The 25111-nt window shown below is 73.7% G+C and carries 22 protein-coding genes and 1 pseudogene; 6 read left to right on the top strand and 17 right to left on the bottom strand.

Annotation, left to right across the window (positions count from 1 at the left end):
• Window positions 1-28 precede the first annotated feature (28 nt).
• The 5 genes from MW084_RS16205 to MW084_RS16185 form a co-directional block, all read right to left on the bottom strand.
• Window positions 29-640, bottom strand: coding sequence for a hypothetical protein (locus MW084_RS16205; RefSeq protein ID WP_010469417.1), 612 nt, complete (start codon window positions 638-640; stop codon window positions 29-31).
• 91 nt (window positions 641-731) lie between these two features.
• Window positions 732-1442: a ribonuclease HII gene (locus tag MW084_RS16200; RefSeq protein ID WP_010469415.1), complete on the bottom strand. Its 711-nt coding sequence runs from the start codon at window positions 1440-1442 to the stop codon at window positions 732-734.
• Window positions 1443-1589: 147 nt separating this feature from the next.
• The gene (locus MW084_RS16195) at window positions 1590-2579 is read right to left on the bottom strand and encodes an ADP-ribosylglycohydrolase family protein (RefSeq protein WP_078571469.1); all 990 of its coding nucleotides are present in this window, start codon (window positions 2577-2579) and stop codon (window positions 1590-1592) included.
• Window positions 2580-2591: 12 nt separating this feature from the next.
• Window positions 2592-2846, bottom strand: coding sequence for a P-loop NTPase family protein (locus MW084_RS16190; RefSeq protein WP_010469413.1), 255 nt, complete (start codon window positions 2844-2846; stop codon window positions 2592-2594).
• A gap of 10 nt (window positions 2847-2856) precedes the next feature.
• Window positions 2857-3462: a YdbC family protein gene (locus MW084_RS16185; protein WP_029553368.1), complete on the bottom strand. Its 606-nt coding sequence runs from the start codon at window positions 3460-3462 to the stop codon at window positions 2857-2859.
• Between the two features lie 133 nt (window positions 3463-3595).
• Here MW084_RS16185 and MW084_RS16180 point away from each other — a divergent pair, with 133 nt between their 5' ends.
• On the top strand, window positions 3596-4123 hold the full coding sequence (locus tag MW084_RS16180; protein ID WP_010469408.1) for a TerD family protein: 528 nt from the start codon (window positions 3596-3598) through the stop codon (window positions 4121-4123).
• A 220-nt stretch (window positions 4124-4343) separates the two neighbouring features.
• Here the strand turns inward: MW084_RS16180 and MW084_RS16175 are convergent, their stop codons facing one another.
• Both MW084_RS16175 and nrdR read right to left on the bottom strand, forming a co-directional pair.
• A complete protein-coding gene (locus tag MW084_RS16175; RefSeq protein WP_010469405.1) occupies window positions 4344-7232 on the bottom strand; it encodes a vitamin B12-dependent ribonucleotide reductase in 2889 nt (962 codons plus the stop codon).
• Between the two features lie 156 nt (window positions 7233-7388).
• Complete coding sequence (gene nrdR / locus MW084_RS16170; protein WP_029553367.1) at window positions 7389-7901, bottom strand: transcriptional regulator NrdR; 513 nt, start codon at window positions 7899-7901, stop codon at window positions 7389-7391.
• 489 nt (window positions 7902-8390) lie between these two features.
• Here nrdR and lexA point away from each other — a divergent pair, with 489 nt between their 5' ends.
• On the top strand, window positions 8391-9191 hold the full coding sequence (gene lexA, locus MW084_RS16165; protein WP_010469403.1) for a transcriptional repressor LexA: 801 nt from the start codon (window positions 8391-8393) through the stop codon (window positions 9189-9191).
• Here the strand turns inward: lexA and MW084_RS16160 are convergent.
• On the bottom strand, window positions 9122-11227 hold the full coding sequence (locus MW084_RS16160; protein ID WP_010469402.1) for an ATP-dependent DNA helicase: 2106 nt from the start codon (window positions 11225-11227) through the stop codon (window positions 9122-9124). The two genes, lexA and MW084_RS16160, sit on opposite strands and share 70 nt — an antisense overlap.
• 343 nt (window positions 11228-11570) lie before the next feature.
• Here MW084_RS16160 and MW084_RS16155 point away from each other — a divergent pair, with 343 nt between their 5' ends.
• A complete protein-coding gene (locus tag MW084_RS16155; RefSeq protein ID WP_010469400.1) occupies window positions 11571-12746 on the top strand; it encodes a trypsin-like serine peptidase in 1176 nt (391 codons plus the stop codon).
• Window positions 12747-12823: 77 nt separating this feature from the next.
• Here the strand turns inward: MW084_RS16155 and hflX are convergent, their stop codons facing one another.
• From hflX to MW084_RS16120, 7 genes and pseudogenes are all read right to left on the bottom strand, one after another.
• Complete coding sequence (hflX, locus tag MW084_RS16150) at window positions 12824-14317, bottom strand: GTPase HflX (protein ID WP_029553366.1); 1494 nt, start codon at window positions 14315-14317, stop codon at window positions 12824-12826.
• A gap of 130 nt (window positions 14318-14447) precedes the next feature.
• Window positions 14448-15905 (bottom strand): M1 family metallopeptidase, encoded by a 1458-nt coding sequence (locus MW084_RS16145; RefSeq protein ID WP_010469398.1) that lies wholly within the window; start codon window positions 15903-15905, stop codon window positions 14448-14450.
• Window positions 15906-16005: 100 nt separating this feature from the next.
• Entirely contained in the window at window positions 16006-18093 is a 2088-nt protein-coding gene (locus MW084_RS16140) for a RelA/SpoT family protein (RefSeq protein ID WP_010469396.1), read from the bottom strand.
• 178 nt (window positions 18094-18271) lie between these two features.
• Window positions 18272-19144: a diaminopimelate epimerase gene (gene dapF / locus MW084_RS16135; protein ID WP_010469393.1), complete on the bottom strand. Its 873-nt coding sequence runs from the start codon at window positions 19142-19144 to the stop codon at window positions 18272-18274.
• 72 nt (window positions 19145-19216) lie between these two features.
• On the bottom strand, window positions 19217-19684 hold the full coding sequence (locus tag MW084_RS16130; RefSeq protein ID WP_029553365.1) for a hypothetical protein: 468 nt from the start codon (window positions 19682-19684) through the stop codon (window positions 19217-19219).
• A gap of 106 nt (window positions 19685-19790) precedes the next feature.
• Window positions 19791-20277, bottom strand: a pseudogene (locus tag MW084_RS16125) (tRNA (adenosine(37)-N6)-dimethylallyltransferase); the annotation flags it as partial.
• Window positions 20278-20280: 3 nt separating this feature from the next.
• A partial coding sequence (locus MW084_RS16120) for a tRNA (adenosine(37)-N6)-dimethylallyltransferase (protein WP_275563648.1) occupies window positions 20281-20736 on the bottom strand: 456 nt, incomplete at its 3' end.
• A 183-nt stretch (window positions 20737-20919) separates the two neighbouring features.
• On the opposite strand from MW084_RS16120, the gene MW084_RS16115 reads away from it, so the two are divergent.
• The gene (locus MW084_RS16115) at window positions 20920-21249 is read left to right on the top strand and encodes a hypothetical protein (RefSeq protein WP_010469389.1); all 330 of its coding nucleotides are present in this window, start codon (window positions 20920-20922) and stop codon (window positions 21247-21249) included.
• 69 nt (window positions 21250-21318) lie between these two features.
• Complete coding sequence (locus tag MW084_RS16110; protein WP_010469383.1) at window positions 21319-21564, top strand: antitoxin; 246 nt, start codon at window positions 21319-21321, stop codon at window positions 21562-21564.
• 70 nt (window positions 21565-21634) lie between these two features.
• Here MW084_RS16110 and MW084_RS16105 read toward each other — a convergent pair whose 3' ends face one another.
• Entirely contained in the window at window positions 21635-22369 is a 735-nt protein-coding gene (locus tag MW084_RS16105) for a class III extradiol dioxygenase subunit B-like domain-containing protein (RefSeq protein WP_010469381.1), read from the bottom strand.
• 68 nt (window positions 22370-22437) lie between these two features.
• A complete protein-coding gene (miaB, locus tag MW084_RS16100; protein WP_029553364.1) occupies window positions 22438-23952 on the bottom strand; it encodes a tRNA (N6-isopentenyl adenosine(37)-C2)-methylthiotransferase MiaB in 1515 nt (504 codons plus the stop codon).
• 131 nt (window positions 23953-24083) lie between these two features.
• Here miaB and MW084_RS16095 point away from each other — a divergent pair, with 131 nt between their 5' ends.
• Window positions 24084-25109: a TAXI family TRAP transporter solute-binding subunit gene (locus tag MW084_RS16095; RefSeq protein WP_010469377.1), complete on the top strand. Its 1026-nt coding sequence runs from the start codon at window positions 24084-24086 to the stop codon at window positions 25107-25109.
• Window positions 25110-25111 lie beyond the last annotated feature (2 nt).

Below are 25111 nucleotides of genomic sequence, written 5' to 3'. Positions count from 1 at the left end.
TGCCGTCCGGCCGCGGGGTGAGCCGTCGTCAGAGAGCGGTGCCGAGCACGGTGTTGATCCGCTCCGGGTCGCCGCAGACGACGAGCAGCGCGCCGGCGCGGTTCATCGCGGCGGGCAGGGCCCGGGCGGTGACGGTGTCGTCGCCCCCGTTGACCGCGACGACCACCACGGGCCGGGTCGAAGCGCGGTCGACGACGGAGGCGTCGGCGAAGAACACGTCGTCGCGGGCATCGTGCTGGGCCCAGTAGGAGCTTTCGCCGAACGACAGCTCGTGTGCCGCCCACGGGTGGGGTTCCCCGGTGGTGAGCACCAGGATGTCGCCGGGCGCGCGACCGCTCTCCAGCAGCAGGTCGACCGCTTCCTCGGCGGCGTCGACGGCTCCGTCGAGCGGGGCCGGGATCAGCTGGACCTGCGGCGTGTTGCGGGGCTCGGCGGGGCGGTCCTCCGGCCGGTGGACCGGCTGGCCCCCCGCGGCGCGCGGGCGCGGTGGTGCGGGCCTGGCCGTGCCGGGGCGGGGCGAGGCCGCGGTGCGCGGGCCGGGTACGGGTCTGGGGGTCGACGCGTGGCGGCCTGCGGCCGACGTGGTGCGGGGACCCTGGGCACTCTCGTGAATCTGAGGCTCCTCGGGGATGAGAGGCATGATCGGATGTCTATCAAACGCCGGTGGGACTCACACCGGCGGGTGGCTGGTGGACGCGGTCCGTCGGTACGGCCGCGCTCCGGGTGACCGGTCAGAAGTCGAAGCCGAGCTGGTCCCCGCTTTCCGGTCCGGCCGCCCCCGCGGGGGCACGGGTCTTCCTCAGGTGTCGCCAGCGGGGCAGCGCGTCAAGGTAGGACCAGGTCATGCGGTGGTGCGGGGTGGGGCCGAGCTCGGCGAGCGCGGCCTTGTGCGCCGGTGACGGGTAACCCGCGTTGGCCGCGAACCCGAACGGTGCGTACGCCTCGTCCTGTGATTCCAGTTCGGCCATCATCGCGTCCCGCCGTACCTTGGCGATCACCGACGCCGCCGCCACGGCCACGCAGGACCGGTCACCCTTGATCACCGTACGAACCCGCCAGGGGTCCTTGAGGTAGTCGTGCTTGCCGTCGAGGATGACCGCGTCGGGTCGCACCGGAAGCGCCTCCAGGGCGCGCACGGCCGCCAGTCGCAGCGCCGCGGTCATCCCGAGTTCGTCGATCTCCTCGGGGGAGGCGTGCCCCAGGGCGTGGGCCGTGACCCACTGTTCGAGTTCGGCGGCCAGTCGGGTCCGGCGCCCGGAGGCGATGAGCTTGGAGTCGGTGAGTCCGGCGGGGGGCCGGCGCAGGCCGGTGACGGCGGCGCACACCGTGACGGGCCCCGCCCACGCCCCGCGTCCGACTTCGTCGACCCCGGCGACGACCTTGGCGCCGGTCGTCGCCCGGATCGAGCGTTCGACGGTGTGTGTGGGTGCTTCGTACGGCATGGCGCCTGACAGGTTACGCCGCCCGCCGCCGCCCGCGACACCCGGATCGGCATTCAGTGCCTTCTCCCCCGTACGCGGGCCGGTGGATGGGGCACCCGGGGCCGCCGAGGGACCGGGCCGGGGCGCGCCATGACGTCCGACAGGCCGTCAGGAGGGGGCCTGGGAAGCCGTCGGCGGCCCGTCCGACCGGGGCGGGGGCCGATGGGATGGGTGGAGGGCGGCACGACGGCGACCGGGGCCGTCCGGTACCCAGTGGGGGAGGTCCTCGGTGCGGGCGAGCCAGTCGGCGGGCGGCCCGCCGGCCGGTGCCGCGGCCACCACGCCGCCGACGATGGCGCACGTCGTGTCGACGTCGCCACCGGCCTGGGCGGTCGTCCAGAAGGCCCGCTCGTAGTCGCCGAGGGAGCGGGCCGCGGACCACAGGGCGAAGGGCACCGTGTCCTGGGCGCTGGTGCGCCGGCCGCAGCCGAGGACGGCGGCGACCGTCTGCGTGTCGTCGTGGTCCAGCAGGTCGCGGGCGCGTCGCAGTCCGGTGCCGACGTCGCTGCGCGGCACCAGGGCGACGACGGCGTCGAGGAGGTCCGCCGCCTCGGGCGGCCCCTGCGGTGCCGCGGCGAGTGCGGCGGCGGCCGCGACCGCCATGCAGCCCGCCACCGCCTCCTGGTGCTGGTGCGTGGGGTGGGAGGAGCTCTCCGCCTGGCGGACGGCCTCCTCGGGGTCGTCGGCGTACCAGGCACCCAGGGGGGCGATCCGCATGGCGGAGCCGTTGCCCCAGGAGCCCTGCCCCTGGAAGAGGCCGGCGGCGAGTTCGCGCCAGTCGCCGCCCTCCCGGACGAGCCGGAGCATGCGGTTGACGGCGGGGCCGTAGCCGCGGTCGAAGTCGTGGTGCGCGGCGAAGGAGCGGGCGAGCACGTCCTGGTCGATGCGGCCGTGATCGGCGAGGACGGCCAGGACGGAGCAGGCCATCTCGGTGTCGTCGGTCCACTGCCACGGATCGGGCGGCAGCTCGCGGCGTCCCGGCAGGGGGTGGTTGGCGGGGACGAAGAACTGGGAGCCCAGCGCGTCCCCCACGGCCAGTCCGCGGAGACTGGCGAGAGCACGTTCGAAGCGCCGGGCGGAAGAGGATTCAGCGGTCATCGCCCTGCCACCCTATCCGGCGGCGGTCCCTTCGAGCCGGGCTCGGCGGACGGGGCGGCCGGCCTCCGGTCGCCGGACGTGACCGGTGGGGCGGCGGCGCAGGAGCCGGTCGTGGGAGACGGCGCCGAGGGCGCCGCGGTGGGTGCGGAGGGAGTCCTCCAGCCGGCCGAGGGCCGTCTCGTCCAGGCGGTTGGCGGGTCCGTCGAGGAGCATCACCTCGGCGGCGGGCGCGACCGGGCCCGCCGGCCGCCGGTCCCGACGGCGCACCGCACGGCCCTCAGACCGTCCAGGCCGCCTCCAGGTCCACGACGTCACCGGTCAGAGCGACGACATCGGCCTCCAACCGGGCGCGCAGGGCGAGCCGTTCCACCCGCTCGGCCCGGTACTTGCCGTGCTCGGCCGCCGACCGCCACATCGACAGGACCAGGAACTCGTTGCCCGGGGCCTCTCCGAACATGCCCCGGAGCATGCCGGGCGAGCCGGCCATCGCCGGGTTCCACACCTTCTCCTGCATCAGGGCGTAGTGCTCGGCCCGGCCCTCGCGGATGCGGCTGTGGGCGACCCGTACGACGTCGGCGTCGGTGAAGCGCGGCTCGAAGCCGGTCTTCACGTCGAAGCGGTGGTCGAACAGCCCGGTCCGCGCGTCCTTGAAGGTTCCGGACTGCGCGGTGGCCAGCCGGTTGTGCGACCGCGCCATGAAGGAGTCGTAGAAGGGACGGCTCTCCCAGAAGGAGAAGACGTGGGCGACGCCGGGGCGCAGCCGGCTCCAGCCGCCGCCCTGCCCCCGGAAGCCGGGCTCGCCCGGCAGCCCCGCCCACTTCCGCTGCCCCCGCTCGAACCCCCGACGGTCCACCACGGTGCAGCGAGTCCACTTGACCAGCACCGCGCCATCGTACGGCGCACGGAACCCGCCCATATGACATTCACCGTTGACGCTCCGTGACACCATGGACAACGGATCCGGCGCGCGGGGGAGTTGGCCCCCACGCGTACGGCTACTCGGAGAGGGGGAAGGTGTGAGCAGCCTCAACAAGGGTGTCGAGAAGGTCGAGGTGGCCCTCAAGTGGGACCCGAGCACCGGGAGCGGCCCGGTCCACGACCTCGACGTCATCGCCGCCGTCTACGGTGCCGGGGACCCGGCCGGCGAGCCGGTGTACCTGGTCCACTTCGAGAGCCGCTCGCCCGACGGCACGATCACGCTGAGCAGGGACAGCCGTACGGGCCAGGGCCTGGGCATCGACGAGTCCATGGTGCTGGAGCTCACCCGGCTCGCCCCCGCCTACGGGCGCGTGGTGGTGGGGGTCGCCATCCAGCAGGGCGGCGGCCGGGTCGCCTTCGGGGACGTGAGGAACACCCTGGTGATCGTCAAGCAGGGCTACGACGAGTTGTTCCGCGACGACTTCGACGCGGTGCGGGACTCCACCGCGGCGACCGTCGTGGAGTTCACCCGCGAGGACCGGGGCACCTGGACGTACCGGCCCGCCGTCCGCGGCTTCGACTGCGATCCGACCTCCTTCACCCGCTTGATGGGCACCGCCCGGTAGGGGACGGGGTGCCGAGGTCCCCGCTCACGGGACGCCGTGCCGCGGGGCGCCCGTCCCGCGCGGGCCCCGGGCACCGCGCGGTCCGGGCGGCCCCGTACGGACCGCCGCGCCCTCGGGTGCGTCCCGGCCGCGGACGGGGCGGAGGGGGCCGGCCAGTGGCCGGCCCCCTCCGTGAGGCGCGCGACCCGGCCGTGCCGGCGCCCCGCGTTCGCGTCCGGTGTCAGCTGCAGCCGCTGGTGGAGCCGCAGCCCTCGCAGATGTAGCAGGAGCCGGCGCGCTGCATCTTCGTGCCGCAGGAGAAGCACAGCGGGGCGTCGGCGTGGATGCCCAGCTGCATCTCGACCAGTTCGGCGGAGGTGTGCGCCTGCTGCGGGGCGGGGACCTGGGCCGGCGCGGGGGCCGGCGTCCTGGGCGCGGGTGCGACGGCCTTCGGGGCCTCCTGCTGGCGCGGGGCGGACTGGGCGAGGCCCTCGACGTCCATCTCGTCGTCGGACGGCTCGTACGAACCGGTCTCCAGGTGGCGCTGGCGCTCCTCGGCGGAGTGGATGCCGAGCGCCGAACGGGTCTCGAACGGCAGGAAGTCCAGCGCCAGCCGGCGGAAGATGTAGTCGACGATCGACTGCGCCATCCGCACGTCCGGGTCGTCCGTCATGCCGGCCGGCTCGAAGCGCATGTTGGTGAACTTCGAGACGTACGTCTCCAGCGGCACGCCGTACTGCAGGCCGACCGAGACGGCGATGGAGAAGGCGTCCATCATGCCCGCGAGGGTCGATCCCTGCTTGGACATCTTCAGGAAGACCTCGCCGAGGCCGTCGTCGGGGTAGGAGTTGGCCGTCATGTAGCCCTCGGCCCCGCCGACCGTGAAGGAGGTGGTGATCCCCGGGCGGCCCTTCGGGAGGCGCTTGCGGACCGGGCGGTACTCGACGACCTTCTCGACCTTCGCCGGTTCGGCCTCGGCCTTCTTCCCCTCCTCCTTCTTCTTGGCGGAGAGCGGCTGGCCGACCTTGCAGTTGTCGCGGTAGATCGCGAGCGCCTTGACGCCCATCTTCCACGCCTCGAAGTAGATCTCCTCGACCTCCTCGACGGTCGCCGTCTCCGGCATGTTGACCGTCTTGGAGAGCGCGCCGGAGATCCACGGCTGGATCGCCGCCATCATGCGGACGTGGCCCATCGGGGAGATGGCGCGCTCGCCCATGGCGCAGTCGAACACCTCGTAGTGCTCCTGCTTGAGGCCCGGGGCGTCGATCACGTTGCCGTGCTCGGCGATGTGGGCGACGATCGCCTCGATCTGCTCCTCCTGGTAGCCCAGGCGGCGCAGGGCCTGCGGGACCGTGCCGTTGACGATCTGCATCGAGCCGCCGCCGACCAGCTTCTTGAACTTCACCAGGGCGAGGTCGGGCTCCAGGCCGGTGGTGTCGCAGGACATCGCGAGGCCGATGGTGCCGGTCGGGGCGATGACGGACGCCTGGGCGTTCCGGAAGCCGTTCTTCTCGCCGAGGCGGAGCACGTCCTGCCAGGCCTCCGTGGCGGCGGCCCAGATCGGGGTGTCCAGGTCGTCCATGCGGACGGCCCCGGTGTTCGCGTCGGCGTGCTGCCTCATGACGCGCTTGTGCGCCTCGGCGTTGCGGGCGTAACCGTCGTACGGGCCGACGGCCGCGGCCAGTTCGGCGGAACGGCGGTACGAGGTGCCCGTCATCAGCGAGGTGATCGCACCGGCCAGGGCGCGACCGCCGTCGGAGTCGTACGCGTGGCCGGTCGCCATGAGCAGGGCGCCGAGGTTGGCGTAGCCGATGCCGAGCTGGCGGAAGGCCCGGGTGTTCTCGCCGATCTTCTGCGTCGGGAAGTCCGCGAAGCAGATGGAGATGTCCATCGCGGTGATGACCAGCTCGACGACCTTGGTGAAGCGCTCGATGTCGAAGGACTGGTGGCCCTTGCCGTCGTCCTTCAGGAACTTCATCAGGTTCAGCGAGGCCAGGTTGCAGGACGTGTTGTCCAGGTGCATGTACTCGCTGCACGGGTTCGAGCCGTTGATGCGGCCGGACTCGGGGCAGGTGTGCCAGCGGTTGATCGTGTCGTCGTACTGGATGCCCGGGTCGGCGCAGGCCCAGGCGGCCTCGGCCATCTTGCGGAACAGCGTCCGGGCGTCGACCTCCTCGATGACCTCGCCGGTCATCCGGGCGCGCAGCCCGAACGTGCCGCCGGACTCCACGGCCTTCATGAACTCGTCGTTCACGCGGACCGAGTTGTTGGCGTTCTGGTACTGGACGGACGTGATGTCGTCGCCGCCCAGGTCCATGTCGAAGCCCGCGTCGCGCAGGGCGCGGATCTTCTCCTCCTCCTTGACCTTGGTCTCGATGAAGTCCTCGATGTCGGGGTGGTCGACGTCGAGGATGACCATCTTGGCCGCGCGGCGCGTGGCGCCGCCGGACTTGATCGTCCCCGCGGAGGCGTCGGCACCGCGCATGAAGGAGACCGGGCCGGAGGCGTTGCCGCCGGAGGACAGCAGCTCCTTGGAGGAGCGGATGCGGGAGAGGTTCAGGCCGGCGCCGGAGCCGCCCTTGAAGATCATGCCCTCTTCCTTGTACCAGTCGAGGATCGACTCCATGGAGTCGTCGACGGACAGGATGAAGCAGGCGGAGACCTGCTGGGGCTGCGGCGTGCCCACGTTGAACCACACCGGCGAGTTGAAACTGAAGATCTGGTGCAGCAGGGCGTAGGCGAGTTCGTGCTCGAAGATCTCCGCGTCGGCGGGCGACGGGAAGTAGCCGTGCTCCTCGCCCGCCTTGCGGTAGGTCTTCACGATGCGGTCGATGAGCTGCTTCAGGCTCGTCTCGCGCTGCGGGGTGCCGACGGCACCGCGGAAGTACTTGCTGGTGACGATGTTGACCGCGTTCACCGACCAGAAGTCGGGGAACTCGACGCCACGCTGCTCGAAGTTGACCGAGCCGTCGCGCCAGTTGGTCATGACGACGTCTCGGCGCTCCCAGGCGACCTCGTCGTACGGGTGCACGCCGGGAGTCGTGTGGATGCGCTCGATGCGCAGGCCCTTGCTCGTCTTGGACCCCTTGGCGCGGGAGCCTCGTGCCGGGCCGCTCGTCGTCTCTGTCATGCCGCCTCCCATATATGGGCAAAAACGCCCTTATGTGCCCAAATCTTCCCAGAGCACGGTTTCTGTCTGCCGCCGCGGACGCCGTTCACGGCACCCGCGGCAGGTTCGATCGGCCGCCTCGACGGCCGGCGCCGGACCCCCGGTCCGGCCGGCCGCTCAGTCGGCGGCCGCTGCGGTCACCGGGTTCCCGGAAATCGCACCGGTGCCGCACTCCTCCACGGGGTTCCGCCGCTCGCGCAGCTCCGCGATGGCGGCCTCGAAGTCCTCCAGCGTGTCGAACGCCCGGTACACGGACGCGAAGCGCAGGTACGCGACGAGGTCGAGCTCCTGCAGCGGGCCGAGTATGGCGAGGCCGACGTCGTGCGTGGTGAGTTCCGCGCTGCCGGTCGCCCGGACGGCCTCCTCGACCCGCTGCCCGAGCTGCGCGAGGGCGTCCTCGGTGACGGGCCGCCCCTGGCAGGCCTTGCGCACGCCGTTGATGACCTTGGCCCGGCTGAACGGCTCGGTCACCCCGCTCCGCTTCACGACCATGAGGGAGCAGGTCTCCACCGTGGTGAAGCGGCGGGAGCAGCCGGGGCACTGGCGACGGCGCCGGATGGACGTCCCGTCGTCGGTTGTTCGACTGTCGACGACACGGCTGTCGGGGTGCCTGCAGAAGGGGCAGTGCACGGTCCGAACTCCTCCTTCACGGCACGACGGAACAGCCCCGGAAGGCCTCTTCCGGGCCCCTCGAAGCAGCCCTCAGCATAGGGGATGCCGACCGTCCTGCCGGACAGCGACCACAACCTCTGGGCGGCTGTCACCATACAGCCACTACATGTAGTGCTCGGTTCTCATTCACGGCGGGCCGCGTGTCGCGCCGCGCCCCGCCCTTGCACGCCCGCGGCGAGCCTACGGCACCGCCCGGCCCCGGGNCGCGAGGACCCGCCCCCGGCGGACCGCGCGCCGCGCCGCGCGGCGAGGGCGGGCCCCGCGGGGGCGGCCGCGGGCGGTACGGTGAGGAGCCCCGGCGCCCTCCCGGCGAAAGATCGCACATACACCCAGATGCGCGTACACGTAAGCCATTCTGCGCTTTTTCACTCGAACGTGTGTTTGGCGCAACCTTTCGAAAGCAACTACCGTTGAGCCAGCCAGGGAGACCATTCGAGAGGGGCCGACGTGACCACCACCGCAGACAGCGCCGCCATCACCGCCCAGGACCGCTCCCGGGGCCGATTCGATCCGGTACACGCCATGACCGGGAAGAACCCGGACGAGCCGGGCGCGGGCTCCGAGTCCGCCAAGTCCGCGCGCTCGCTCCCCGGCCGACCTCCCGGCATCCGGGCCGACAGCTCCGGTCTCACGGACCGGCAGCGCCGGGTCATCGAGGTCATCCGCGACTCGGTGCAGCGGCGGGGGTACCCACCGTCCATGCGGGAGATCGGCCAGGCGGTCGGCCTGTCCAGCACGTCGTCGGTGGCCCACCAGCTGATGGCCCTGGAGCGGAAGGGCTTCCTGCGGCGTGACCCGCACCGCCCGCGCGCGTACGAGGTGCGGGGCTCCGACCAGCCGAGCACGCAGCCCCAGGACACGGCCGGCAAGCCCGCGGCGTCGTACGTCCCGCTCGTCGGCCGGATCGCCGCCGGCGGGCCGATCCTGGCCGAGGAGTCGGTCGAGGACGTCTTCCCCCTCCCCCGGCAGCTGGTGGGCGACGGCGAGCTGTTCGTGCTGAAGGTCGTGGGGGACTCCATGATCGAGGCCGCGATCTGCGACGGGGACTGGGTCACGGTCCGCCGCCAGCCGGTCGCGGAGAACGGCGACATCGTGGCCGCCATGCTGGACGGCGAAGCCACGGTCAAGCGCTTCAAGCGGGAGGACGGCCATGTGTGGCTACTGCCGCACAACGCCGCCTACCAGCCCATCCCCGGCGACGAGGCGACCATCCTCGGCAAGGTGGTGGCGGTTCTGCGGCGGATCTGACACCCGCCGCCCCGACCGGGCCCCGGGACCCCTGCGCCGGTCCCGGGGCCCTGCCGCGCCCGCTCAGGCCCGGCCTTCGCCGCCCGGTCGATGGCCGCGAGGGAGCGGCGGACCTGATTGCGGTCCGTCGTGTACCAGAAGTCCGGCATCGAGGCGCGCAGGAAGCTCCCGTACCGGGCGTTCGCCAGGCGCGGGTCCAGGACCGCCACCACGCCGCGGTCGCCCGTCGCCCTCACCAGACGGCCCGCGCCCTGCGCCATGAGCAGCGCCGCATGGGTCGCGGCGACGGCCATGAAGCCGTTGCCGCCGGCCTCCTCCACCGCCTTCTGGCGCGCGCTCGTCAGCGGGTCGTCCGGACGCGGGAAGGGGATCCGGTCCATGACCACCAGCTGGCAGCTGGGCCCCGGGACGTCGACGCCCTGCCACAGGGAGAGCGTCCCGAACAGGCAGGTCTCGGGATCCCCGGCGAACGTCTTGATCAGCTCTCCCAGCGTGTCCTCGCCCTGGAGCAGTACGGGCTTGTCCAGCCGTCCCCGCAGCTCCTCCGCGGCGGCCTGCGCGGCCCGCATGGAGGAGAACAGGCCGAGCGTCCGGCCCCCGGCCGCCTCGATCAGCTCCGCCAGCTCGTCCAGCATGTCCGTGCGGCCGCCCTCCCGCCCCGGTGTCGCCAGATGGCGGGCCACGTAGAGGATGCCCTGCCGGGGGTAGTCGAACGGCGACCCGACGTCGATGCCCTTCCACACCGGGAGGTCCTCGCCCTCGACGCCCTCGGCGGCGAGGCCCAGCGAGGCCCCCACCCCGTTGAAGTCCCCGCCCAGCTTCAGGGTGGCGGACGTCAGGACGACCGACCGGTCCGCGAACAGCTTGTCGCGCAGCAGTCCCGACACGGACAGCGGCGCCACCCGCAGGGACGCGCCGAACCGGTCATGCCGCTCGTACCAGACCACGTCGTACTCGGAGCCGTTCGCGATGCGCTCCGCCACCGCGTGGACGTTCTCCACGGAGGCCATGGCCTGCTTGCGGACGGCGTCCTCGTCCTGGACGGACCGGTCCCGGGTGTTGCCCAGCGCCGTGATCACTGCGCGTGCGGCGTCCCGCAGGGCCATCAGCGCGTACGCGAGGTCCTCGGGAACCTCCTGGATGCGGCCGGGCAGAGCGAGCTCCATCAGCCTCTCGAACCCCTCCGCCGCGGTCTGGAGCCGGTCGGCGACCTTCTCGTCGACGAGCTTGGCCGCCCGCCGAACCGCCCGGTTGACCTGTCCGGGCGTGAGCTCGCCGGTGGCGACACCGGTCACCCGGGACACCAGCTCGTGCGCCTCGTCGACGATCAGCACCTCGTGCTCCGGCAGGACCGGGGCGCCCTCGATGGCGTCGATCGCGAGCAGCGCGTGGTTGGTCACCACCACGTCGGCGAGCTTGGCGCGCTCGCGCGCGGCCTCCGCGAAGCACTCGGCGCCGTACGCGCACCTGCTCGCTCCCAGGCACTCGCGCGACGAGACGGACACCTGTCCCCACGCCCGGTCGGAGACGCCCGGCGTCAGGTCGTCCCGGTCGCCCGTCTCCGTCTCGTCCGACCAGTCCCGCAGGCGCAGCAGGTCCTGCCCGAGCTTGCTGGTCGGGGCGGCCGCCTCGAACGGGTCGAACAGGCCGTCCTCCTCCTCCTCCTCCTGCGGCACGCCCTCGTGGATCCGGTGCAGGCACAGGTAGTTGGAACGGCCCTTGAGCATCGCGAACTCCGGGCGGCGGCGCAGCAGCGGGTGCAGCGCCTCGACCGTGCGGGGCAGGTCCCGTTCGACGAGCTGCCGTTGCAGGGCCAGGGTGGCCGTCGCCACGACGACGCGGTCCCCGTGCGCCAGGACGGGCACCAGGTAGCCGAGGGACTTGCCGGTGCCGGTGCCGGCTTGGACGAGGAGGTGCGTACCGTCGTCGATGGCTTGGGCGACGGCCTCGGCCATGGCGACCTGGCCTGGCCTTTCCACACCGCCGACGGCGGCTACGGCGGCGTGGAGGAGCTCGGGGAGGGATGGCTTCGTCATAGCCCGCCCACCTTACGGTGCCGCGCCGACAGCCGGGTCTCCCTCCGGACACATCCCGCCCGGTTCCGGCCGCCCGCCGGCGCGGCCGGAACCGGGCGGGGGCCGTGCGCCACCCGGGCCGGCGGCGGTGTCCGCGGGGATGCCCCGAGCGCCCCTCGCGCGGGGGAACCGCCGCCCTGCCGCACGCCGTCCCCAAGGGCACCGGCATAGTGGGGGGCCGCGCTCCGGCGCCCGGCACCGCCTTCGAGGGTTGCCGGAGCCGGGGCGTGGAATACGAGGTTCCGCATTCGAGGGCGCTTCCGCGGAGGCGCCCGGCTCACGAAGTCCCAGGGGGATCACTCATATGCGAACGATTCGTCCGCTGCTCGCGTCGGTCGCCGTCGCGGCGGCACTGGCGCTGACCGCCACGGGCTGCGGCCCGGAGGATCCGGCCGCCGCTCCCGGCGCCTCCGCGGCGCAGACACCCGGCGGGAACGGGAAGATCACCATCCCGGACGACCTGAAGAACCGGCTCAAGGAGCACGGGATCGACCTGGACAAGTGGCGGAACGGCGAGTGGCGGAACTGGGACCGGGACAAGTGGCTGCGTGAGGCGCAGGACTTCGTCAACCCGATCATCGAGGACCTCTGGAACCCGGACCGCATGCGGGAGGCGGAGCAGCCGGACCGGCCCGTCGAGGAGGCGGACATCCCCGGCGACGAGAGCGTGACGGACCCGACGCCCCGGCGGGTCGAGGCCGAGGAGGTGGAGCCGGAGTACCACGGCAGCGCGCCGGAGGCCGGCAAGCTCCTCTTCGACGGTCCCAAGGGCTCGATGGTGTGCTCCGCGACGGTCGTGAAGGATCCCGCGAACCCCGGCAGGTCGAACCTCGTGTGGACGGCCGGGCACTGCGTCCACGCCGGCAAGGACGGCGGCTGGTACCGGAACATCGCGTTCGTCCCGTCGTACAACGACAAGGGCCTGTCGGCCGCGGAGCTGGAGAACGCCTCCCGCGAGGACCTCGCCCCGTACGGCGTGTGGTGGGGCGACTGGGCCCAGACCTCCGAGCAGTGGATCGACCAGGGCGCGCCGGTGGGCGGCCAGGGGGCGCCGTACGACTTCGCGGTCGTCCACGTGACGCCGGAGAAGGGCAGCGGCGGGAAGTCGCTGGAGGAGACGGTCGGTTCGGCGCTTCCGGTCGAGTTCGGGGCACCCGCCGTACCGAAGATCGCGAGCATGGAGGCGACCGGTTACCCGGCGGCGCCGCCGTACGACGGCCAGCGGATGTTCCGGTGCGCGGACAAGCCGGGCCGGCTGTCGGTGAGGGCCGACCAGCCGACGATGTACCGCATCGGGTGCAGCATGACCGGTGGTTCGTCGGGCGGTGGCTGGGTCGCCGCGGGCGCGGACGGCAAGCCGGCGCTGGTGTCGAACACCTCGATCGGGCCGGTGCAGGCGGGCTGGCTCGCCGGGCCGCGGCTCGGTGCGGAGGCGAAGGGCGTGTTCACCTCGGTCAGTGAGAAGTTCGCGGGCCGGTAGACCGCGGGGCCGCCGCGACGGCGACGAAGCGGGGTCCCCGGCCGGATGCGGCCGGGGACCCCGCTTCGTCGTGCGCGTCAGGCGGTGACGGCGCCGAACGGGACGAGCAGCGCGGCGAGCTCGCTGTGCACCCGCGCCTTGAGCAGCGTGCCCTCCGGGGTGTGCTCCTCGGAGATCACCTCTCCCTCGGCGTGCACCCGCGAGACCAGTCCGCCCTGCGTGTACGGCACGAGCGCGTCGATCTCGACCTCGGGGCGGGGCAGCTCGGCGTCGATCATCGCGAGGAGTTCCGCGATGCCCTGGCCGGTCCGCGCCGAGACGGCGATCGAGTGCTTCTCGACCCGCAGCAGCCGCTGCAGGACCAGCGGGTCGGCCGCGTCCGCCTTGTTGATCACGACGATCTCGGGCACCTTGGTCGCACCCACGTCGCGGATCACCTCGCGCACGGCGGCCAGCTGCTCCTCCGGGGCCGGGTGCGCGCCGTCCACCACGTGCAGGATCAGGTCGGAGTCGCCGACCTCCTCCATGGTGGAGCGGAACGCCTCGACGAGGTGGTGCGGCAGGTGCCGGACGAAGCCGACCGTGTCGGCCAGCGTGTACAGGCGCCCACTGGGCGTCTCGGCCCGGCGGACCGTCGGGTCGAGGGTGGCGAACAGGGCGTTCTCCACCAGCACGCCGGCGCCGGTCAGCCGGTTGAGCAGGGACGACTTGCCCGCGTTGGTGTAGCCGGCGATGGCGACCGACGGCACCTTGTTGCGCCGCCGCTCCTGGCGCTTGATGTCGCGGCCCGTCTTCATCTCCGCGATCTCCCGGCGCATCTTCGCCATCTTCTCGCGGATCCGCCGCCGGTCCGTCTCGATCTTGGTCTCACCGGGGCCTCGGGTGGCCATGCCGCCACCGCCGCCGCCGCCCATCTGCCGGGACAGCGACTGGCCCCAACCGCGCAGACGCGGCAGCATGTACTGCATCTGGGCGAGCGCGACCTGCGCCTTGCCCTCGCGCGACTTGGCGTGCTGGGCGAAGATGTCGAGGATCAGGGCGGTCCGGTCGACCACCTTGACCTTGACGACGTCCTCCAGGTGGATCAGCTGGCCGGGGCTCAGCTCACCGTCGCAGACGACCGTGTCGGCGCCGGTCTCCAGCACGATGTCCCGCAGCTCGTCCGCCTTGCCCGAGCCGATGTACGTGGCCGGGTCGGGCTTGTCGCGGCGCTGGATGACGCCGTCCAGGACGAGCGCGCCCGCCGTCTCGGCGAGGGCGGCCAGCTCGGCCAGGGAGTTCTCGGCGTCCTGCACCGTCCCCGAGGTCCAGACGCCGACCAGCACGACGCGCTCCAGGCGCAGCTGGCGGTACTCGACCTCGGTGACGTCCTCGAGCTCGGTGGAGAGTCCGGCCACGCGGCGGAGCGCGGCACGCTCCTGGCGGTCGAACTGGTCGCCGTCCCGCTCTCCGTCGATCTCGTGGCTCCAGGCGACGTCCTCTTCCATCAGGGCATCGGCCCGAAGGCTCTCGGCGCGGTTCGACTCCACGAAGCTCGGCTTGTCCTGGGAAGGGGATGAAGAGGAGGTCATTGGATCCTTACGTCGGTGGAAAAGTCGATTCGTCAGCCACAACGCCCGCTCTCCCCGGAACATTCCCGGTGGGAGGCCGTGTCTTCCGGCGGTGCCGACACGACGATGGTCGCACGTGCCGGCGGGCCCGTCACGCCGGTTTTCCGCTCGCCGGGTTCCGGCGCCAGTCGGGGTGGCCGGGCATGGGCGGGGTCTTCCGGCCGTGGAGCCACCCGTGCAGGAAGCCCGTGAGGTCGCGGCCCGCGACGTCGGACGCGAGGCGGACGAAGTCGGCGGTGCCGGCGGTCGCGTGCGCGTGGCCGGTCACCCAGCGCCGCTGGAGCTCGCCGAAGGCGGCGGCACCGATCTCCTGGCGCAGGGCGTACAGGACGAGGGCGCTGCCGTCGTAGACGACCGGCCGGAAGAGGCCGGTCTTGTCGTCCGGCGCGGGCGGGCGGGGCGCCGCCGGGGGGCCTCCTTCGGCGCGCCACCGGTCGGACGCGGCGTACGCGGCGCGCATCCGGTCCTCCAGGGAGGCGTGTCCGGTCTCCTCGGCGTACAGCGCCTCGTACCAGGTGGCGTGGCCCTCGTTGATCCACAGGTCGGACCAGGCGCGGGGGGTGACGCTGTTGCCGAACCAGTGGTGGGCCAGCTCGTGGACCATGATCGACTCGATGTACCACGCGGGCAGGTCGGAACGGGTGAACAGCCCGCGCTCGAAGAGGGAGAGGGTCTGGGTCTCCAGTTGGAAGCCGGTGGCCGCGTCGGCGACCAGCAGGCCGTACGTGTCGAAGGGGTAGCGGCCGACCCTGGCCTCCATCCACCGCAGGTGGCCGGGGGTCTTCTCCAGCCAGGGCTCCATCAGCTCCCGGTCGGCGGCCGGGACGACGTCGCGCAGCGGCAGGCCGTGCGGGCCGGTGCGGCGGACCACGGCGGAGCGGCCGACGGAGACCTGGGCCAGCTCGGTCGCCATGGGGTGCGCGCCCCGGTACGTCCAGGTCGCGGCGGGGCCGGCGACGGTGCGGGCGACGGCCCGTCCGTTGGCGACGGCGACGAGGTCCTTCGGCGCGGTGACGCGGAAGGTGAAGCGCGCCTTGTCGGCGGGGTGGTCGTTGCAGGGGAAGACGCGGTGGGCGGCGTCGGCCTGGTTGGCCATGGCGAGGCCGTCGGAGGTGCGCACCCAGCCGCCCTTCGCGCCGGCGGCGACCGGGTCGCTGGTGTGGGCGACGGCGATCTCGAACCGCGCGCCGGCCTCGACGGGCCGGGCCGGTTCAAGGACCAGGTCCTCCCCCGCGCCGGCGAAGTCGGCGGGGCGGCCGTCGACGGTCACGGACCGGACGGTGCCGTGGGCGAAGTCGAGGTTGACGCGCTCCAGCCGGCCGGTGGCCCGTGCGTCGATCCTCGTCAGGGCGTCCAGGGGCTTGCGGTTGTCGCCGGTGTAGGTGAGGGCGATGTCGTACGCGAGGACGTCGTAGCCGGGGTTGCCCAGGTGAGGGAAGAGGGGGTCGCCGATTCCGAGCGGCCGGGGCGCCGGCAGGGCCGCCGCGACGAGCCCCGCGGAAGCGGCGGTGAGGAGGACGGCGCGCAGGCGCGGAGAGGTGAGGGACATGGGGCCACCGCTACCAGCGCGTCCGGCGCGCTCCGGGACGGCGCGCTCCCGCTCCACCCGAACGGGCGGCGTGCCCGGGCGTACGGCGGCCCGCGGGGCCCTACCGGGCGGAGGCGGGGTGCTGCCCGCGGCTCACGTCGTACACGCCGGGCACCTCGCGCATGGCGCGCATCAGGGCGGGCAGGCAGGCCGCGTCGGGGAGCCGCAGCGTGTACGTGTGGCGGACGCGCTGCTCGCTGGGGGGCTCGACGGTGGCCGCGACGATCGCGGCGCCCGTCGCGGCGATCACCTCGGTGAGGTCGGCCAGCAGCCGCGACCGGTCGAACGACTCGGCGACGAGCGTGACCCTGCAGGGCGCGGCGCCGCTCCAGCGCACGGTCACGGGCTGCCTGCCGGTGTTCTCCATCCGCCGTACGGTCGGGCACTCGGAGCGGTGGACGGTGACGACGCCGCCGCGTACGGCGAACCCGGTGACGGTGTCGGGCGGTACGGGCGTGCAGCAGCCGGCCAGGCGGACACCGGTGTGCGGCGCGTCGACGACGGCGTTGGGCGTGGGCCGGCGGCCGGTGACGACGGAGGCGGGCGGACGGGGGTCCGCGGCGGGCGTCCCGCCGTCGTGGGGGTGGGTGCTGAGCCAGTGGCCGATGGCGATGCGCGCGGCGGGGGTGCGGGCGTGCTCCAGCCAGTCGGGGGACGGGCCGGAGCCGGCGTCCTCGGCGAGCAGCGGCTGGACGGTGTCGCCGTCGCGCAGGACGGTGCCGAGGGCGGCGAGACGGCCGTTGACGCGTGCCCCGACACAGGCGTGGGCGGTCGTTCCGTACTGGGCGTACGCGGCGTCCACGCAGGTGGCGCCGGCGGGGAGGGCGAGCGTGCCCCCGTCGGGCAGGAAGACCGTGATCTCACCGTCCTGGGCGAGGTCCGCGCGCAGCGAGGTCCAGAACGTGTCGGGGTCGGGTGCGGACCGCTGCCAGTCGAGGAGGCGGGAGAGCCAGCCGGGGCGGGTGGGGTCGGCGCGCTCCCCGTCGTCGGCCGTGTCGGGGCCGTCGGCGGAGGCGGTGGCGTAGGGGTTGCCGAGGGCCACGACGCCCGCTTCCGCGACCCGGTGCATCCGGTGGGTGCGGATGAGGACTTCCGTGACGGCGCCGTCGGGCGCGGCGACGGCCGTGTGCAGCGACTGGTACAGGTTGAACTTGGGGGCGGCGATGAAGTCCTTGAACTCGGAGACCACCGGGGTGAAGCAGGTGTGCAGCTCGCCCAGCGCGGCGTAGCAGTCCGCGTCCTCCTCGACGAGGACGAGCAGCCGCCCGAAGTCGGTGCCGCGCAGCTCGCCGCGTTTGAGGCCGACCCGGTGCACGGAGACGAAGTGGCGCGGGCGGACGAGGACCTCGGCCGGGATCCCGGCGTCCCGCAAGGCGGCGCGCACGTCGGCGGCGACGGCCGCCAGGGTGTCGCCGGCGTCGGCGTTCTCCGCGATGAGGGCACGGGTCCGCTCGTACTCGGCGGGGTGGAGGATGGCGAAGACCAGGTCCTCGAGTTCGGTCTTGAGCGCCTGGACGCCGAGCCGCTCCGCGAGGGGGATGAGGACGTCGCGGGTGACCTTCGCGATGCGCGCCTGCTTCTCCGGGCGCATGACGCCGAGGGTGCGCATGTTGTGCAGCCGGTCCGCGAGCTTGATGGACATGACGCGGACGTCGTCGCCGGTGGCGACGAGCATCTTGCGGAACGTCTCGGACTCGGCGGCGGCGCCGTAGTCGACCTTCTCCAGCTTGGTGACGCCGTCGACCAGGTAGGCGACCTCCTCGCCGAACTGCTCGCGGACCTCGTCGAGGGTCACCTCGGTGTCCTCGACGGTGTCGTGGAGGAGGGAGGCGGTCAGGGTCGTGGTCTCCGCGCCGAGTTCGGCGAGGATCAGGGTGACGGCGAGGGGGTGGGTGATGTACGGCTCCCCGCTCTTGCGGAACTGGCCCCGGTGGGACGACTCCGCCAGTTCGTACGCCCGGCGCAGGACGTCCAGGTCGGCGTCGGGATGGTGGGCGCGGTGGGCGTCCGCGACGTGCCCGATGGCGTCGGGCAGCCGGTCCCGGCCGGCGGGGCCGAGCAGCGCGGCGCGGCCGAGTCTGCGCAGGTCGATCCTGGGACGGCCGCGCCTGCGGCCGGTGGTACTGGGATTGGTGGCCTCTGCGCTCATGGGCACCTCCGGCGGCGTCGACCGGCGGTGGACGGATACGGCGCGATCGCCCTGCCGGTGCTTGATGCTACCGAGCCCACCACGTGGCGCAGTCGCCCTCTCGCCCAGCGTGAACGGGATCACCCATTCGAGCGAGGCCGGCGCGCTCGCGGTTTCGCTCCGTGACCGCTTCGGGCGTTCAGACGGCCGCTTCGGAGAGCCAGGCGGGGTCGATGCGGCCCTCGGCGACGATCACGGCCGGGCCGGTCATCTCGATCCGCCCGTCGGGCAGCTCGGTGATCAGCAGCGTGCCGCCGGGGACGTCGACGGTGTACGTGACCGGCGTGCCGGTCACGGCCGGGTCGACGCCGTCGCGCCGGGCCGCGGCCACGGCGACGGCACACGCGCCCGTACCGCACGAGCGGGTCTCGCCGGAGCCGCGCTCGTGGACGCGCATCGCGACGTGCCGGGGGCCGCGGTCGGCGACGAACTCGATGTTGACGCCGTCCGGGTAGACGGCCGCCGGGGCGTGGAGGGGCTCGGTGTACAGGTCGCCCGCGTGGGCGAGGTCGTCGACGAAGGCGACCGCGTGGGGGTTGCCCATGTCGACGTTGCGCGCGGGCCAGCTGCGGCTCCCGACGGTGACCGTGACGCCGGCCTCCGGGAGGAGGGCGCGGCCCATGGAGACGGTGACGTCGCCGTTCTTCGCGAGGTGGGCCTGCTTGACGCCGGCGCGGGTGGCCACGGCGAGGTCGCCGGCCGTGACGTGGCCGGCGTGCTCCAGGTAGCGGGCGAAGACGCGGACGCCGTTGCCGCACATCTCGGCGACCGAGCCGTCGGCGTTGCGGTAGTCCATGAACCATTCGGCCTCGCCGGCCATGTGGCGGGCCTCGGGGTGGGCGGCGCTGCGGACGACGTGCAGCACCCCGTCGCCGCCGATCCCGGCGCGCCGGTCGCACACTCTGGCCACCAGGGCGGCGGGCAGGTCGAGGGCGTTGTCCGGGTCGGGCAGGATCACGAAGTCGTTCTCGGTGCCGTGGCCCTTGAGGAAGGCGAAGGGTGCGGTGCTCACGCGATCAATGGTACGGGGCCGGTGCGGCGGAGGCCGGGCGTCCGGCCGGTGGGCCGCGCCGGGCGGACCTCGTCAGCGGAGGCGGGCGACGCGCCAGACGGCGAGGGCGACCAGGAGGACGACCCCCGCGGCGTACAGGGCGGCCACGCGCCAGTCGGGGCGCTCGCCGGAACCCCGGGGGGGCAGTCCGGGCCAGGTGTAGCCGACGCGGCGGGCGGCCATCATGCCCCAGCCGGCCGTGCAGCCGCAGAGCAGCAGTCCGAGCATCGCGAGGACGGCGCCGCCGTCGCCCGACCCGAAGGCCAGGGGGAAGGCGAACATCAGGGAGCCGAGGGCGCCGAGTCCGACGATCGGGGCGAGCTGCCAGATGCGCAGGCGCCGCTGCGGGCGCAGCTCGACCTCGACCTCGTGGGGGCTGACGTCCTGCGTCCCGTCCTCGGTCAGCTCCGGGCCGTCCGGGCTGAGCCGCGGCGTCTGCGTCCGCGAGTCCTCGCCGTCCGGCGCCCCCGGCCGTTCTCTGTCGCGAGGGCCGGCCTCCATCGCCACGCGCCCTCCCCACTCGGATCCACTGGTCGATCGATGCTCGATGATGGCACGGTCCGGGCCGCCGGGATGACGGGCGGGGCCTCCCGATGCCATCACGTGATCAGGCTGTAACCGCCCGTTCGACGAACGTCAGCGCCCGGCGCGGGAGTTCCCCGAGGTCGGCGGCGGCTCCGCTGAGCCAGTGGACCCGCGGATCGCGGCGGAACCAGGAGTCCTGGCGGCGTGCGAAGCGCTTGGTGGCGCGCACGGTCTCGTCGCGCGCTTCCTGCTGGGTGCACTCCCCGGCGAGGGCGGCGAGAACCTGCTGGTACCCCAGGGCGCGGGAGGCCGTACGGCCCTCGCGCAGCCCCCGTTCCTCCAGCGCGCGCACCTCGTCGACCAGGCCGGCCTCCCACATCCGGTCCACGCGCGCGGTGATGCGCGCGTCCAGTTCGGGACGGTCGACGTCGACGCCGATCTGGATCGTGTCGTAGACCGAGTCGTGGCCCGGGAGGTTGGCGGTGAAGGGCCTGCCGGTGATCTCGATGACCTCCAGGGCCCGTACGACGCGGCGTCCGTTGCCGGGGAGGATGGCGCGTCGTACGGGCNGNGGCGGGGTCGGCGGCGGCGAGCCGGGCGTGCAGGGCGCCGGAGCCCGACTCCTCCAGCTCCGCCTCCAGGCGGGCTCGGACCACGGGGTCGGTGCCGGGGAACTCCAGGGCGTCGATGGCGCCGCGCACGTACAGCCCGGACCCTCCGACGAGGACGGGGGTGCGGCCCTCGGCGAGCAGCCGGTCGATCTCCGCGCGGGCCAGGCGCTGGTACTCGGCGACGCTGGCGGTCTCGGTGACGTCCCAGACGTCGAGGAGGTGGTGGGGGATCCCGCCGCGCTCCTCGTGGGTCAACTTGGCGGTGCCGATGTCCATCCCCTGGTACAACTGCATGGAGTCGGCGTTGACGACCTCGCCGCCGAGTTCCCGTGCCAGGTGGACGCCCAGATCGGACTTTCCGGCTGCGGTGGGGCCGACGACGGCGATGACGCGGGGGGCGGGGGGTGTGCTGCTCACGTCCCCAGTCTCGCAAACGCCGGGGGGTGCACCCGAACGGGTTACGTAACGGGGGGCGTTCGGCGTCGTTCCCAGGTGCGAGGTCTCCGCACGCCGGTTCACGGGCCGGCTCCGCCGGGTGACGCGACGAGGCGCTCCGGGCAGCGCGGGATTTCACCCGCACGAGTACGCTATGGAGTTGATATGGGAGTTTTCGCGTGGTTTCGCCGGAAGGGTGAGAAGACCGCCGAAGCCGCTACCGGGGCGGCGGACACCACGGCGGCGGCCGGGCCGGAGGAACGCACCGGTGAGAGCGCGGAGGCCGGCGGTACGGAGGTCCGGGAGCGTCCCGAGGAGGCCGCTGAGGCGGCGACCGCGGAAACGGCGCCCGGGGAGCCGGACGCCGCGGAGCCGGCGGGGAAGTCCGCCGACGGGGAGGCCTCCGAGGAGTCGGCCGACGGCGTGGAGATCCCGAGGCAGCAGTCGGCTGGGGACGCGGTGGACAACGGGGCCGGCGAGGGCGCCCGCGCGTAGGCGCGGCCGGCGGAAGCGGTCCGCCCGGTGGCGCCCGTACGGACCGGCCGGTTCGAAGGAGGGCGGGCCATGGGGCTCCTGGACGTGTTGAGGACCAAGCTCTCCCCGGCCAGGGAGAAGGTCGCGGACCTCGCCCGGCGACACGGCGGCGGGATCGACCACGGCATTGAGAGCGCCGCGCGGATGGTCGACCGGAGGACCGGGGGCAGGTTCGGCGACAGGATCGAGTCCGGCACGGCCAGGGCCCGGCACGCCGTGGACCGGATCGCCCGCCGGGACGACGACGGCGGCGCCCCGCCGGCGTCGCCGTCCTGACCCGGATCGGAGCGCGCACGGCGGCGGGCGGCAGCGGGACACGGGGTCCCGCTGCCGCCCGCCGTCGTGCTCAGGACCAGGCGGCGACCAGGTAGCCCACGCCGTAGGGGGCGCCCTCGTAGAGCAGCCGGCCCTCCGGGGACGCGGTGTGCGCGGCCCCCGCGAGGACCTGCCACGGCGCGCGGCCGGCCGCCTTCAGCTCCTCCGCGAGGGAGGCGTCCAGCGCCTCCAGGGCGGCGGTGTCGGCGGCCCCCAGGGCGCGGGCGGCCCGCTCGTCGAAACCGGCGGCGCGCTCGTCGAGGTAGCCGGGTGCCCTGACGGTACGGCAGGCGCTGCCGTCGCCCATCACCAGCAGGGCGACCCGCGGGGCCCGCGCGGCGAGTTCCCGGCCGACGGCCGAGCAGCGTTCGGGCGCCAGCCGCCCGGCGACGCCGACGCCCTCCACGGGCGCGGCCGCCCAGCGGGTGCGCCGGAGCAGCCAGGCGGCGACGGCCAGCGACGGCGGCAGCGCACGGGCCGCGGCGGCGTCCTCCGGCCCGCCGTCCCCGAGCCGCACGTCGAGGTCCACGCCGAATCCGCGGAAACCGCCCCCGGAGCCCTCCGGGTACGCCGCGGTGCCGCCCGCGCCGGGATCGGCCTGCGGATCGGGGCCGACGACCACGAGCCGGTCGGGGCGCGCGGCGGCCAGCACGCCGATCGCGTCGAGGCAGGCCGCGCGCACGCCGTCGAGTTCGGGCGCGGCACCGGCGGCGACGGCGGGGACGAGGAGCGGCGGGCAGGGGCAGACGGCTGCGGCGACAAGCATGGGCCGCAGCGTAACGCGGGACGCGCCGGCCGGACCGGGACGGGNCCNGNCCCGGTCCGGCCGCGGTCTCAGCCGGCCGCGCAGCCGTCCGCGGCCGGGGGCAGCGGGGCGGGGACGCCGACCCGGGGCAGGCCGAGCATGACGCCCGCGGGCTTGGGCGCCCCCGCGGCGTTGCGCCTCTCCCAGGCGTCGCCCGCGCGGGTGCGGCGGACCGCCGCGACGGGCCCCTCCGCGAGGAGGTGGTGCGGGGCCGCGTAGGTGATCTCGACGGTCACCACGTCGCCCGGGCGCACCTCCTCGTCCGGCCTGGTGAAGTGGACGAGGCGGTTGTCGGGGGCGCGGCCGGAGAGGCGGCGGGTGGCGTCGTCCTTGCGGCCCTCGCCCTCCGCGACCATGACCTCCAGCGTGCGGCCGACCTGCTTCTTGTTCTCCTCCCAGGAGATCTCCTCCTGGAGCGCGACCAGCCGCTCGTAGCGGGCCTGCACGACCTCCTTGGGAACCTGGCCCTCCATCTCGGCCGCGGGCGTGCCGGGGCGCTTGGAGTACTGGAAGGTGAACGCCTGCGCGAAGCGGGCCTCGCGGACGACGTGCAGCGTCTGCTCGAAGTCCTCCTCGGTCTCGCCGGGGAAGCCCACGATGATGTCGGTGGAGATCGCGGCGTGCGGGATGGCGGCGCGGACCTTCTCGATGATGCCGAGGAAGCGCTCCTGGCGGTACGAGCGGCGCATCGCCTTCAGGACGGTGTCGGAGCCGGACTGGAGCGGCATGTGGAGCTGCGGCATCACGTTGGGCGTCTCGGCCATCGCCGCGATGACGTCGTCGGTGAAGTCGCGCGGGTGCGGCGAGGTGAAGCGGACGCGCTCCAGGCCCTCGATCCCCCCGCAGGCGCGCAGGAGCTTGCCGAACGCCTCGCGGTCGCCGATGTCGGAGCCGTAGGCGTTGACGTTCTGGCCGAGGAGGGTGATCTCCGAGACGCCCTCGGCGACGAGCGCCTCGACCTCGGCGAGGATGTCGCCGGGACGGCGGTCCTTCTCCTTGCCCCGGAGCGCCGGGACGATGCAGAAGGTGCAGGTGTTGTTGCAGCCGACGGAGATCGACACCCACGCGGCGTACGCGGACTCGCGGCGGGTGGGCAGGGTGGAGGGGAACGCCTCCAGCGACTCGGCGATCTCGACCTGCGCCTCCTCGCGGACGCGGGCGCGCTCCAGCAGCACCGGCAGCCTGCCGATGTTGTGGGTGCCGAAGACGACGTCGACCCAGGGCGCCCGCTTGACGATGGTGTCGCGGTCCTTCTGGGCGAGGCAGCCGCCGACGGCGATCTGCATGCCGGGCCTGCGGGCCTTCGCCGGGGCGAGGCGGCCGAGGTTGCCGTAGAGCTTGTTGTCGGCGTTCTCGCGCACCGCGCAGGTGTTGAAGACCACCACGTCGGCCTCGTCGGCGCCTTCGGGGGCGCGTACGTATCCGGCGTCCTCCAGCAGGCCGGAGAGACGCTCGGAGTCGTGGACGTTCATCTGGCACCCGTAGGTGCGAACTGCATAGGTACGCGTGGCGTCCACTGTCTGGCTCCGGTCGCTGCTGGTCATGGGACAAGGGTAGGCGGTGCCAAAGACGCCCCGGTTCCGGGACGGGGTCCCGGGCCCCCTCCGCGCGGGCTCCGTGCGGACCGGTGGGGAGGGCGGTTCCCCCCGGCGGGGCGGGCTGGCAGGATCGCGCCATGTCCTCCCCGCCGTTCCCGCCGTCCCGCCCCCCGCTGCGCCGGGCGGCGCGGGCCGGCGCCGTGCTGCTGGTGGTGTCGGCGGTGCTGGCCTGGTGGCTCTGGCCGGCCGGGGACACCGGACCGCGCGGGAGGGTCACGTTCAGCACGGGCGTGCCGAGCGGCGTCTACCAGCGGTACGGCGAGCTGCTGCGGGAGGCGCTGCGGCGGGACCTGCCCGGGGTGGGCGTGGAGCTGCGCGACAGCGAGGGCTCCCGGCAGAACCTCGCCCGCCTGGCGTCCGGCGAGGCGGACTTCACCGTCGCCACGGCCGACGCCGTCGCGGCGTACGTCCAGGAGAGGCGGCCCGGCTGGGAGCGCCTGCGCGGCTGCGTCCGGCTGTACGACGACTACGTCCAGCTGGTGGTCCCCCGGGGGTCGCCGGTCGGTTCGGTGCGCGACCTGCGCGGCCTGCGCGTGGGCGTCGGGCAGGCCGGATCGGGGGTGCGGCTGCTCGCGGACCGGCTGCTGACCGCGGCGGGGCTGGATCCGGCCACGGGTGTGCGCGCGGTCCCGGCCGGGATCGACACCATGCCGGGGCTGATGGAGAGCGGGCGGCTCGACGCGTTCTTCTGGTCCGGGGGCCTGCCGACCAGCGCCGTCCTGCGGCTCTCGGAGCGGTTCGCGATCCGGCTGGTCCCCCTGGACGCCGCCCTGCTCGACGCGGTGCACGGGGCGGGCACCGGACGCGGCGGGGACGGCCCCGGCAGCCACTACCGCTCCGCCGCGATCCCCGCGGACGCCTATCCCCAGGTCCCCGGCCGCGAGCCGGTGCGGACCGTGGCGGTGGCGAACCTGCTGGTCACCACGGACCGGACGGGCGACGCGCTCACCGAGGCCGTCACCCGGACGGTGATCGGCAACCGGGACCGCATCGGCCGCGTGGTCCACCCGGCGCAGCTGGTGGACCTGCGTACGGCGATCTACACCGATCCGCTGCCCCTCCACGACGGGGCCCGCCGCTACTACGAGTCGGTCAAGCCGTAGCC

The organism is Streptomyces sudanensis, from assembly GCF_023614315.1.
GTDB classification, from domain to species: Bacteria; Actinomycetota; Actinomycetes; order Streptomycetales; family Streptomycetaceae; genus Streptomyces; species Streptomyces sudanensis.
Note: the sequence above shows the minus strand (reverse complement) of the source record. Positions and strands in the feature narration are given on the sequence as shown.